The following is a 12,760-nucleotide window of genomic DNA, read 5'->3' on the forward strand; positions in this document are numbered from 1 at the left end:
GGGTTTAAAATAAATTGTCCATTTGGTTTTTCTTAATTGCTTGCCAAGCGGTGTTGCAACATAATTCTGATGCTTTATCCAAATAAGCAAACTTGGGGTCACAAGTATGCCCATGTTTATACCTATAAAAAATTTGTTGTGCGATCACCGCTATCTTAAATAATCCGTAAGCATAATAGAAAGTCAGATTGTCTATATTTCGACCACTCTTGAGCGCGTATTGCTCAACAATCTCTGTTCGCGACGGATTGCCCTCCATTACCGTTGGCGACTGCAGACCTTGCTTCATGAAATCCGGATCTGATATGGTTGTCCAATATCCCAAAGAAGTTCCTAAATCCATTAAAGGGTCTCCCAATGTGCACATTTCCCAATCCAAAATAGCCGAAATCTCTTTCCAAGAATCATCTTTAAATACCACGTTATCATACTTAAAGTCGTTATGAATAATTGTATGGTCATATTCTGTGGGTTGGTTATCTTGCATCCATTGCATTACTTTTTTCGCAGCAGGCACATCATGGGTAGCTGCGGCCAAGTATTGCTTACCCCAATTGGTAACTTGTCGCTCGACATAACCTTCTGGTTTTCCTAAATCTATTAATCCTGCTTCCTTATAATCTATATCATGAAAGGCAACAAATGTATCTAACCATGTGTTTGAAATTGTCTTAAATTCGGTTGGACCAACACTTCTTTTATGTGCTTCCTTTGCCGTTAAAATCTCACCAGAAACCCTACTCATTATATAAAAAGGAGCTCCAATAATCGTTTTATCCTCCGTATAAGCAAACGCTTTTGGGGTTTTTTCAAAAACGGCATTGAGTTTATGAATCACTTTATATTCCCTACCCATATCATGACCTCGTTTGGGAGCCGCAAAGGGTGGGCGCCTTAAAACATATTCCTTATTCTCAATATGTAAAAGGTAAGTAAGGTTAGAAAAGCCATTAGAAAATTGAGAAACCTTTAATTCACTTTTCTCATCTTCTATTAGGTCGTGATTTCGCAAGAAGTCTTTTAAATTTTTTGCATTTAACTCTTCTCCTTCCCTAACTGGTTTTGTATGTTGATTATGACCCATTTTTATCCTTTGGCATATTTTTTAATAATATTCTTACCTAGCTGACTCATATGTACTTCATCGGGGCCATCCGCTAAACGCAGCATTCTTGCGGCTGCAAAAAAGTGTGCTAAGGGCGTATCGCCACTTACTCCTCTGCCACCCATAATCTGTATGGCTCTATCCACCACACGTAAGGTCATATTTGGAGTGACAATCTTAATCATGGCGATTAAATCTTTAGCCTCTTTATTACCTAAACGGTCCATTTTATCAGCAGCGGACAATACCAGTAATCGTGTTTGAGTTATCTCGCAGGCAGAATTTGCGATATCATGCCGAATACTACTATACGTATCCAAAGTTCTACCGAAAGGTTTACGTTCGGTAGTACGAGCAGACATTACTTCTAATGAGCGCTGCGCCATACCTATTAATCGCATACAATGGTGTATTCTACCAGGACCTAAGCGTCCTTGTGCAATCGCGAAACCTTGCCCCTCACCGACCAATAGGTTTTGTTTTGGGACACGTACGTTTTTCAATATTATTTCGGCATGGCCTTCTGGGGAATCGTTATAACCAAAAACTTTAAGAGGTCTCACAATTTCTAACCCAGGAGTATCCATAGGCACTAAAATCATGCTTTGCTGCAAGTGTCTTGGGGCATCGAAATTTGTTTTCCCCATAACAATAGCAATTTTACAGTTTGGGTCCATTGCACCAGACGACCACCATTTTGTTCCATTAATCACATAATCATCGCCGTCAGCAACAATTGAAGTTTCAATATTGGTAGCATCGGAGGAGGCTACATCTGGTTCTGTCATTAAAAAAGCCGAGCGAATAGCTCCATTCATCAATGGTTTTAGCCACTGCTCTTGCTGTACAGGTGTGCCATATTTTGCCAACACTTCCATATTACCGGTATCGGGAGCACTGCAATTAAATACTTCTGAAGACCATAAAATACGGCCCATAATCTCGGCTAAAGGCGCATATTCCATATTCGTCAGTCCAGGACTTAAATCGCCATAAGACTTCGGAAGAAATAAATTCCACAAACCGGCATCTTTAGCTTTTTGTTTTAACCCTTCAAGCCCAGGCCATCTTTTCCAAGCATTGGCAGGATCTAAATGAAATGTTTCAACCTCCTTTTCAACCGGAGTGATATAATCGACAATAAATTGCTCCAATTTTTTTTGAAGCTCAACTGACTTTTCACTATACTCAAAATTCATATTCGCTTTTTATCCTGAAATTAAATACCCCCCATCAGCGGCATATACCCCGCCTGTCATATAAGAACCCGCATCTGAAGCTAAAAGCATCACCAACCCGGCCATCTCATCTGGTTCTGCCATTCGTTGTAGCGGCACCATTTGGTTATAACCAGCGACCAATTTTTCATTGGACCATAAACTTTCGCTAAACTTTGTTTTAATTAGCCCCGGGCAGACCACATTGGAACGGATACCATATCTGCCCCATTCTTTTGCCTGGTTTTTAGTGAGCATGATCAACGCTGATTTGGTCATACTATATAGGCCCAATCTAAAGCCAGGGTGAATACCTTCAACAGAAGAAATATTTATAATACTGCCGCTTCCATTTTCTTTCATGTATGGTTGCACGAGATTGGAAAGCAACCAAGGGGCCTTTACATTAACGTTCATTATTTTATCAAAAACCTCTTCCCCTGAAGTCTCTAAAGGCCCGTAAAATGGATTGATCGCCGCATTGTTTACCAAAATATCAATTCGGCCATATTCTTCTATAGTTTTTGTTACCAATGCTTTGCGCTGCGCTTCATCACCAATATGGCAAGCTATTCCAATAGCTTCCAAACCAGCCGAATTAAATTCTTTGGCAACGGTTTCAACTGCCTCTTGCTTTCGACTGCTAATGACCACTTTGGCACCATTCTCTGCCAATCCTTTAGCAATTGAAAGTCCAATACCTTTGCTTGAACCTGTTACAATTGCTACTTTACCCTTGAGTTCAAATTTTTGTTTTATGCCCATACTTTCCTAAGTCCTTTTATTATTTGAAAATGGTTTCATTTGTTCCAACTGTAAGATCCTGATTATCCATTAATATTTCGGCCAATCCGTTTGTTTTTGGCAATTCATATTTAAAGTAGAATCGCATGGCATGAATCTTATTTTCGTAAAACTCCATGCTATTTTCTTTGCTGCCGGTTAGCAATGCATTTTGGGCTTCTTCGGCGATACCCAACCATACCCAACCCAATACGATGTTGCTGAAAAACTCCATAAACGGTGTTGCATCTGCCAAAAAGCGTTCATAATCCCCTTTCATTGCATACCCCATTAGTGATTTGAGAACTTTTTGGGTCAACTCTAACTTTTCAGCTAGTTTTTTTGCATGAGGAGCTAATGCTGTGTGAGCCATACTTGCCTTTATGGAATTTGTTATTTCTTCTGAAAGCAACTGTAATGCTTTTCCATTATGCATCGTTATTTTTCGGCCTAACAAATCTTGTGATTGAATTCCCGTAGTGCCTTCGTACAAAGCTGAAATACGAATATCCCTAAAGTATTGCTGCAATACATAATCAGAACAGAAACCATATCCCCCTAAAATTTGCAATCCGTTATCAACAGCTATCCTACCCATTTCAGATGGATATGTTTTTACGACAGGAGTCATAATTTCAAGCAATAAATTATATTTCTCCCGCTCTTCTTTATCGGCATGTGATTGTGATAAATCGTGATATTTTGCCGCTAAAAACACTAGGCTTAATGAACCTTCCGTTACTACTTTTTGCAGTAATAGCATTCGTCTGACGTCTGGATGATTAATAATCAAGGTCTGCTCTTCATTGGCATCCTTTTTACCCGTACTGGTCAACTTTCTACCCTGCGCCCGTTCGTTGGCATAATTAAGAGAAGCCTGGTATGCAGCCGAAGCTATTGCCGCAGCACCCCTGCCAACAGCTATTCTTGCCCCGTTCATCATTAAAAACATGTATTTAAGACCTTTGTTCTCCTCACCTACCAACCAACCTTTACAATCTTCTTTATCTCCAAAAAAAAGATGGGTAGTGCAGTATCCGCGCTGTCCCATTTTTTCGAAATCTGCAACTGTCTGTACATCATTTGGTGTAAGGGTTCCATTTTTATCAGGTCTATTTTTAGGGACTACAAACAATGATATGCCCTTAGTACCAGCAGGGGCACCTTTTACCCTGGCCAATACTAAATGGACAATATTTTCAGCGCCCTGATAGTCCCCTCCTGAAATAAATATTTTTTGACCATGAATTTTATAGGCATCCCCATCTGGGGTTGCAGATGTAATAATATCAGATAAAGAACTACCTGCCTGAGGTTCAGTTAAACACATTGTTCCGCCCCAAGTACCCTCCAGCATTTTAGGAACGTAGGTTTCATTCAATTCTTTATTCCCAAAATGTGTGATCAGCTCGGCCGAACCTACGGTTAGCCCTATATAGCCGGGTAAATGATTATTTGCTGCATCTTGTATAAAAGCAGATGCATTTATAACCATTGAAGGCAATTGCATGCCGCCATCTTCATAAGGGAATCCCCCCGAGATAAAACCCATCTCCCCCCCTGCTTTCATATATTTTCTAACCTGTGGATGCACTACAATCTCACCATCTTTAAAATGAGCTGGATTTTCATCCATTTCACGGAAATATGGGTACAGCTCTTTATCAGAGAACTCCTTTACCGAATTCAACAATAGTTCTATGGAATCTTTGTCATAATCTTCATATTTAGACTGTTGAAGAACTTCTTCTAAATTATGCACCTTATACAACAAAAACTTTAGGGTATCTATATCAACATATTGGTTTGCCATAGCTGTATTTCTTAAATTATAAGTTCTTCAAGTTAAAATTATTTTATGCCAATCTCATTAAACTGGTATAATAAAATACTGTTATTAAAAGATGCCTATATTTAGAATAGAGTATCGCTAATCGTAAAATTTTATGGACAATATTTCCAATGCTATTCTTGCATTATCACTCATAATAATCATGTTCGGCATGGGGTTATCATTGAACACCAAAGACTTTGTCGAGGTTTTTGTTCGGCCCAAAGCAGTTTTGATCGGTTTGGTATGTCAACTAGTGCTACTACCAATTATTGGTTTTTCGCTAATCGCTGTTTTTATGCTGCCCGCAGAAATAGCAATTGGGGTAGTTATTATGGCGGCTTGCCCTGGTGGCCCTACCTCAAATTTAATTACGCATTTGGCAAATGGGGATACTGCATTATCGGTTTCCCTTACGGCGATAAGTAGCCTGATTACCTTAATCACAATTCCTTTTATAATTAATCTTGGGCTACAGTATGTTCTGGGTGAAGGGACCTTAATTCAGCTGGATATAGCAGCCACTATAATGCAGGTTTTTATTATTGTGATACTTCCTGTAGCATTTGGAATGTTATTAAAAGCTAAAAAGCCGGACTTTGCCCTAAAAATGGAAAAACCTGTAAAAAGGGCCTCAGGCATCTTTTTTGTCTTAGTGCTAGTGGCAGTTATCGCTAAAGAAAGGGCATTGCTTTTTTCGTATATACAACAAGCTGGTTTGGTTTCACTAACATTGAATATCCTTACCATGGGAGTTGGTTATTTTTTGGGCTATGCATTCCATTTATCTCTAAAACAGCGCTTTTCTATTGCGATTGAAGGAGGTATCCAAAATGGAACATTGGGCATAAGTATCGCTACCATTCTATTACAAAATACAGCTTACGCAGTTACACCAGCCGTATATGGCATTATTATGTTTTTTACCGCAGGAGTATTTATTTACTGGAGCAACAAAAAACTTAGTGAGCAAATCAAAAATTAAGTGCTATCCTTTGCCGAGGCGTTTCCTGATTTTGGAAAGACCAACAGGCGTAAGCCCTAAATACGAGGCTATTAGGTATTGTGGCACCCTTTGGAATAAATCTGGTCTTTTTTGTAACAGCCTTACATAACGTTCTTCATTACTCCTACTATTTAAGCGTTCAATACGGTTGAATGATTTTATAAAAGCTTCTTGCATAGACAGTCTTCCAAAACGTTCTAATTGATGTGATTTATCAAAAGAACTTTCTGCATCGGTTTTTTTAATGGCATAAAGAATTGTACGTTCCGTAGCACTTAGGTTATAATTGGAAGGGGTGCCTTTAACATAAGCCGGAACATCAGTGAAGAAAACATTATCGGTATAAAATTCCAATACCTTCTTTTCGCCGTTTTCAATTTTATAATAATAAATGCAACCTTTGGCGACATAATAGAAATGTTTTACCAGTTGCCCTTCAGATATCAAGTTGTCGCCTTTATCCAACTCAATTTTTTTATAGTACTGCATTTCATGCGAAAGCCACTCTTCATCAACTTTGGTGTAAGATAAAATCTTGTGTTTTAGATTATTTAGGTAGTGTTCTTCAAGCTCCCCTGACATAAAAGATTTGAGATTATATGATAGACCTAAATATAAGTGTTTAGATTATTTTTTATAGCCATCCAAGTTTGTTTACCAAAAACTACTAAAAACTAGAAACTTCAATGACTTTATTGTTGATTCAGCACAGCTTTATCTTCAATCTTTTCTTTTAAAAATTGAATCTCTTGCTTAAGCTTTTCTTGCTCTTTGTAATTTTGAAGCTGCATCTCTACTAATCGCTCTTCTAACTCATTTGAAGAAATTTGTTCCGATTCAGAAAAGACACTTTTAAAAATACTAAAAAGCGTAAATAAAAAACTTATCACTACAGCGCCGACTAGCATAAATAATAGCTTGCGCTCTCTACCAAATGAGGTCTTCTCTGTTTTTCCAAGATCTACTTTTTCGGCTATGCTGAGTTTTCGAGTATTTGATAGTTGCTCTAAAAACACATCCCATTTTTCTTCTTCTGCGATATAGATGTCTTTAAAGCCACCCTCTTCAACAAAATCTTCTGTAATGGCCGTTGCCGAGAGCATGAATATTTTGGCGCCATTACCACTCATGATATCCAAGAGTTCTGGATTAAAATCGATAATCTCACGAACTAATTTCTCAGCAAATTCAAGACTGTAATTGGGCCGTAAAAACTCGTCATAAAGCAATTGCATTTCAAAATAATCGTCTCTATCTGAGGCGTAATGCAAAAACTTATCCTTTAGTTCAGCTTTGAAAAATCCGCTCATTGTTGATTGGGCAATCAAAAAATTTATGGGGAAACTCATAATGGTTTTACAAATTTAATTGAATCTTAAATCTGAAAATCATTTTACTCCAATAAATATTTATGAAAAGCCAATTTAGATCTAAAAAGATCTTTGAAATTTAAAACTTTAGTTTTTCATTCTTATCCCAAAGTCCCCAATATGCTCCTACATCGCCCTCTGCTCCTACTTTCCAAGATTCATCAAAAGATGAAAAATAAAATATCTCAACATTATCTTTTGCAGCCCAAACTTGAGTGTTTATAAAGTATTTCATGGCATTCTCGGCATTTGAAACAGCTCCTTTTAAGCTGCTCCCCTGACTTGGCCAACCTGTTTCGGTAATTATAACCTTTTTGCCCCAGGCGGCATCGGTTGCCTGACCGAACATTTGTTGCATATGCCCTAAAGAGTGTTCAATTGGACAGCCCTCCCAATAGGGATAACAATTGGATAAGATAACATCGGAAGCGTCTACAATTTCAGGATGTTGCGTAAACTCATAGTACGCATCCACATACCCAACTTGAACATCGGGCAAAGCTTGCTTTACACGATTTATATAGCCTAAAAGCTGCTCTTTGGTTAAATCATTTCTATACAAAACTTCGTTGCCAACTGCTGCGATGTCTACACAGCCTTCTTTAGCTAAGGCTATTAGTGCCTCAATCTCCGTTTCGTTCATCTCTAAATCATCGCCCAACCATGCCCCTACTAAAGTTTTAAGACCATTTTTTTTGGCAACCCGTGGTATGTGCTCGTTTCCTTCAATACACGAAAATGAACGAACCCATTTTGTGTATGGCTTAATTATTTCTATCCTACGCTGTACTTGTTCTACTGTAATAACATCACCTGGCTTCTGGCCATCTTCATACATACTAAAACAAAGGCCGTGCATTCCATTTTGCATGGTCTCTATCCATAATTTACGCAACTCATCTTCAGAAATTTTAGTGAAATCAACTCCTGCATGTCCTTTATAAGTATGCTTTGCAAGTGAAAAATGATGACCTTCTCTATATGACATTATGGTGTTCTTAGTTAAAAATTAGATTACAATTCTCCTCTACGCTCTATTAATTCAGCCTTAATTTCTTTTGCCCTAGACTCGTTTAGACTATACTTCCACATTACCCATACGGCCAATGCAGCAGTTACAGAAGGTACTACTATATCCGCTATTCTAAGATTGGTCATAGTGTCAAGAGTTTGTTCCGTTACATTGGGATCAAATCCTACAATACTCAAAATAACACCACCTAAAACAAGTGCGATGGACTGCCCTATTTTAACCATTAGCCAGTAGATAGCCCCAAAAGTGCCTTCTTTTCTGGGCATACCGTTTTTCAATTCATCCAAATCACATACATCAGCAGTCATAGACATCATTAACGTAAATAAACCACCCATACCAAAAGCAATTAATGGAATTGGCACAAAAATTAACCATGGCACTTCGCTCCCAGGATCTATTGAAAACCATGACATGCCTATACTATTAAGAGTAGGATTCAACCACTCGAAAAGAGAACCGATACCAGAGTTTAAACTTTCGCCTAATCCCGTTTGGTTGAACTCACTATTTAGTTCTTTATCAAAGCCCCACCATTTTAAGATATACCCAATAATGGATAAAACTGTAGATATGATAAACGCTTTTCGCTTTCCCCATTTGTTCGCCATTCTAGAAATAATAGGTATAACTAAAAATGCCGTAATCATCGCATTAATGGTATTGAACCAAGCTGGCCATGTGCCTGCCAACTCATAGCTACCGCTATACATATAAAATACTATGATAAAAACCCCAAAAGCTGCTACCAACTGAAATCCATTAAAGACTAAAAAAGTGGCTCCACATAACTTCATAAAAGGTTTATTCTTTGAAACTTGAACGATGCCCTTTAATAACTCTTTTAAATTAGATGCTAAGGTTCTAAAATTTATTGCTACGCGATTTTCCATATTTGCAGAGTCTATACCCTTACAAAATATCGCCGGCAGAATACCAAATATGATGCACATTGCCCCAACAATTAGTGCCATTGTTCTTACACCTTCTGTTTGTGTATTAAATGTTTCTGTATCTGGAATAATGACATATAACCATGGCACAATAATCCAAGCTATTTGGCCCATAGTATTCGAAAAGGCCATTAAGCGTGTACGCTCATTATAATCTGAAGTCATTTCATAACCCAGTCCAACAAGTGGAGTTGCAAACATGGTATTACCGATAAGAAATAACAATTGAAGTACCATTACATGCCAAATAATATAAGATTGTGAAGCATTGTCATCAATCTGCCACATTAAAAAGAAGAGTATTCCACTTATAATGGCACCTATAAAAATATAAGGTCTTCTTCGGCCCCATCTTGATTTTGTATTGTCAGAAATGAAACCCATTATCGGATCTGTTATAGAATCGAATATTCTAGGCAAGCCCCCTAACAGTCCAGCCCACAAAGGGTCTACGCCCCAGGCTGTAAGTAAAAAGAACTGGATAAACACTCCCAGTGTTCCTGGTAAGATATTCAATATAAAGTGACCAGCTCCGAAGGCCGCTTTTTGCCCCATGGGGACTTTATCTTTTGAAAGGGTTTTTACTTGACTCATAGTTGTTTGTTTAGTTGGTAGCGTAAATAATTGCTATTTGGTTACCTCATTTATAATTATCGTTTGAATAGCTTTAGCATCTATTTGTATAGTGGTATTTCTTTCACCTAAAGAAATTGATAAGTCTTTTTTTTCTTCATCCTGATTAAATATCACAACAGCAATAGAACCATCAGGGTTTTTACAAGCCGTTGCCATAATTGAATCGTCCGTCATAGTTAAACCTATTCTTGTGGCACCCGGTCGTATAAACTTGCTAAAATGGCTCATTGTATAATAGATAGGTGTAAAATAAACTTCATCGTTTTCTGGGTCAACAATTACCGGGGCAACACACCAATTCTTAAACCAATTTGGTCCGCCTTGTTTATCTAACACCATATTCCAATCTATCCAACCATCTACCCAATTGTTTAAGCAACCTATAATATCTCTTGCGTATCTATTGACTGGCGCATATTTTGGGTGTAGGTGTTTATCTTTTTCAGGTGCCCAATCCCAACCCCAATCAGTAGCTTCCTTCTGCCAATACCAGGCATCATCTTTCCATTTTGGCACTTCTGCATCTATACAAGCCTCTGTCTGTATTAAATGTTTATTAGGCGCTTTCTCATGTGCATACTGTAAGGCTTCTGGAAAAACCTCATAGGTACTGGCGTACCAGTGAATAGCGGTTCCGTCAAAATATTTTGAAGTATTTTCACTTGCAAACATCGTATCTACCCATTCATTTAGGTGCTCGCGATTTTGATCATAGCCCAATATCTTAACTTTATGCCCTTCACTTTCTAATTTTGGCCCTAAGTGGTTTTGTACAAACTGGGTCATTTCTTGAGCGGTAAAATGCATACTCTCCCAGTTATTGTCGTTTCCAAGAGGTTCGTTTTCAACAGTAAATCCCCAAATATCAATACCCTCATTTTTATAGGCTTCAATATATTTTGAAAAGAATAGCGCCCAAGTGTCATTGTATTCTGGCAGTAATTTTCCACCTCTCCAATCCTTATTATCTTTCATCCATGGTGGAGCCGTCCAAGGTGAGGATAGAATTTTAAAACCTTCTTTTGACACCTTCATAGCATCTTTAATCATAGGAATAATATCGTCTTTATCCTCTGCAATACTAAAATGCTCTAACTCTAAATCACCTTCTACCGGCGCGTAGGAATAGTTAGTTAGGGAAAAATCACAAGAATTCATATGGGTTCGCGTCAAAGAATATTTTGCCCCGTTCTCTCCAAAATAAGCTTCTATGATTTCTTGCCTATTTTCTTTTCCTAGTTGATTTAATAGATGTGCTGAAGATTCGGTAAAAGAGCCTCCAAAACCAGTAATCTTTTGGTATTCTTCATTTGGCAATACTGTAAGTTGTATAGCATTATCAGCGTTTGAAAATTCTGTTGTTTTCTCTAACTTTTTACCGTTAGCATTTGTCTCATATACCGTGACTTGCAATTTTTCTTCTTTATCCATACAACCAATTAGCATTAAGGTTATGAAGACAATTAATAAGCAAATTCCATTCGCTTTTAAGGATACAATATTGTTATGTGATTGCCTGTTGCTCATTGTTTGTAAGGTAGAACTAAAACCTCTTTCATTAATTCATCTTTGTCTCCATTAAAAGTTTTGGTAATTGGTTTACCATCTCTAGTGAGACCCTCAAAAATTCCTTTATCCACCAAATCCCAAATAGCATATTTAGCTTCACTTTTAAGGTTTATCAATCCAAAATGATTTTCTGAACCTAAAGGGTTGGCAGCATCCTTCCACTGTTCGTCAAAACCTTCAAAGTAAAAACACGCTATTCCTTCTTCATTGGTCCATTCTCGCATATGCTTATAATACAATGCTTCTTTATATTCGTCGGTAGCCTTAGAACCCTCTGGCCCATAGTGCCCGTTTGACGTAGTTGCCCAACCCGTTTCTCCAATATGAATAGGTTTATCTACTCCTAAACTCTTCATATAATTTCGAACATTATTATACTGAGACATGGCATATTCTTTCGCCCTAAGCATATTCGCATCAATTTTTTCTACCTCCGACAATTCTTTTTCAGATTCTAAAACACCCCAAAAAACAGGATTGTAATGTGTATCATGCATTGGGTAGGTATGCACTGAAAGAAAATCTACCGCTGCTATCAACTTATTCAAATCTTCTACATGGTATTCGGTATCTCCACCGCCCCAAGATGCAAAGTTATCTGAGCTGGTAATCCAAAGGTCTTTTGAAAGCGTTCCAGATTTTTTTAACTCTTGAAGATGATCCACCCATTTTAAAATTACCCATGGCTGCACATAATAACTAGCGGCCCATTTTACCATGGCCTCATTGCCTACGGCAATAACCTTAACAATATCTGGATATTTATTGGCCAACCTTACCGCTTCTTTAATCTCGACGGCATTACGTTCACTTTCCTGATTATGGTCCGGCTCCATATCGGTCCAAGCATTTTTGCAGTCAATCCAAGCACCAAGCATTACATACATTTCAAAGCTTGCATCTTCTTGTTTTAGTTCACTAATTGCTTTTAAAACATTTGATGCATGTGGTAGATGCACTTTATAGGTTCGCAATATTTTAACGCCCATAGCACTCAAAATCTTCATGTCTTCTTTTAATTGCGCTATGGTCGGTTCTATATCATGATCAACTTCTCTATATCCTCCATATGACATAGCTAGGTATTTAGGGTTCCCTAAAATATCTTCTGCACTTTTGCTCAATTCTTGGCTCACTGTGGTTGTTTTACTTTCTGAATTGGTATTCTTTTTACATGAAAAAACTACCAATGTCATAATGATAAAGGTGACTATTTTAAAGTAGTTTTTCATAATTTTCTGTTTTTTCAGTTCAATA

At 37.7% G+C, this 12,760-nt stretch carries 11 protein-coding genes; 1 reads left to right on the forward strand and 10 read right to left on the reverse strand.

All coding sequences use genetic code 11. The annotated features are described in order from the left end of the window. Positions 1–4 precede the first annotated feature (4 nt). Genes ACFSQJ_RS03215 through ACFSQJ_RS03230 form a run of 4 tightly spaced genes read right to left on the reverse strand, consistent with a single transcriptional unit; the run spans position 5 to position 4,918 of the window. Positions 5–1,084 carry a phosphotransferase family protein gene (locus ACFSQJ_RS03215; RefSeq protein WP_377765487.1) on the reverse strand — a complete coding sequence of 360 codons (1,080 nt, stop codon included), beginning with the start codon at positions 1,082–1,084 and terminating at the stop codon, positions 5–7. Between the two features lie 2 nt (positions 1,085–1,086). Further along, entirely contained in the window at positions 1,087–2,304 is a 1,218-nt protein-coding gene (locus ACFSQJ_RS03220) for an acyl-CoA dehydrogenase family protein (RefSeq protein WP_377765488.1), read from the reverse strand. 9 nt (positions 2,305–2,313) lie between these two features. Continuing rightward, complete coding sequence (locus ACFSQJ_RS03225) at positions 2,314–3,087, reverse strand: SDR family NAD(P)-dependent oxidoreductase (protein WP_377765490.1); 774 nt, start codon at positions 3,085–3,087, stop codon at positions 2,314–2,316. A gap of 19 nt (positions 3,088–3,106) precedes the next feature. Beyond that, entirely contained in the window at positions 3,107–4,918 is a 1,812-nt protein-coding gene (locus ACFSQJ_RS03230; RefSeq protein WP_377765492.1) for an acyl-CoA dehydrogenase, read from the reverse strand. Between the two features lie 133 nt (positions 4,919–5,051). Here ACFSQJ_RS03230 and ACFSQJ_RS03235 point away from each other — a divergent pair, with 133 nt between their 5' ends. Then, positions 5,052–5,921 (forward strand): bile acid:sodium symporter family protein, encoded by an 870-nt coding sequence (locus tag ACFSQJ_RS03235; RefSeq protein WP_377765494.1) that lies wholly within the window; start codon positions 5,052–5,054, stop codon positions 5,919–5,921. Between the two features lie 3 nt (positions 5,922–5,924). Here the strand turns inward: ACFSQJ_RS03235 and ACFSQJ_RS03240 are convergent, their stop codons facing one another. The 6 genes from ACFSQJ_RS03240 to ACFSQJ_RS03265 all read right to left on the reverse strand — a co-directional run bounded on the left by ACFSQJ_RS03240 (position 5,925) and on the right by ACFSQJ_RS03265 (position 12,735). Then, the gene (locus ACFSQJ_RS03240; RefSeq protein WP_377765496.1) at positions 5,925–6,524 is read right to left on the reverse strand and encodes a Crp/Fnr family transcriptional regulator; all 600 of its coding nucleotides are present in this window, start codon (positions 6,522–6,524) and stop codon (positions 5,925–5,927) included. A gap of 110 nt (positions 6,525–6,634) precedes the next feature. Continuing rightward, the gene (locus ACFSQJ_RS03245) at positions 6,635–7,291 is read right to left on the reverse strand and encodes a hypothetical protein (protein ID WP_377765497.1); all 657 of its coding nucleotides are present in this window, start codon (positions 7,289–7,291) and stop codon (positions 6,635–6,637) included. Positions 7,292–7,391: 100 nt separating this feature from the next. Next, positions 7,392–8,300, reverse strand: coding sequence for a glycoside hydrolase family 17 protein (locus ACFSQJ_RS03250; RefSeq protein ID WP_377765499.1), 909 nt, complete (start codon positions 8,298–8,300; stop codon positions 7,392–7,394). Between the two features lie 26 nt (positions 8,301–8,326). Beyond that, entirely contained in the window at positions 8,327–9,892 is a 1,566-nt protein-coding gene (locus tag ACFSQJ_RS03255) for an MFS transporter (RefSeq protein ID WP_377765501.1), read from the reverse strand. Between the two features lie 33 nt (positions 9,893–9,925). Next, on the reverse strand, positions 9,926–11,380 hold the full coding sequence (locus ACFSQJ_RS03260) for a glycoside hydrolase family 30 protein (protein ID WP_377765795.1): 1,455 nt from the start codon (positions 11,378–11,380) through the stop codon (positions 9,926–9,928). A 77-nt stretch (positions 11,381–11,457) separates the two neighbouring features. Next, complete coding sequence (locus ACFSQJ_RS03265) at positions 11,458–12,735, reverse strand: glycosyl hydrolase family 17 (protein ID WP_377765503.1); 1,278 nt, start codon at positions 12,733–12,735, stop codon at positions 11,458–11,460. Positions 12,736–12,760: the final 25 nt, after the last annotated feature.

The organism is Croceitalea marina (assembly GCF_042684265.1).
Lineage (GTDB): Bacteria > Bacteroidota > Bacteroidia > Flavobacteriales > Flavobacteriaceae > Croceitalea > Croceitalea marina.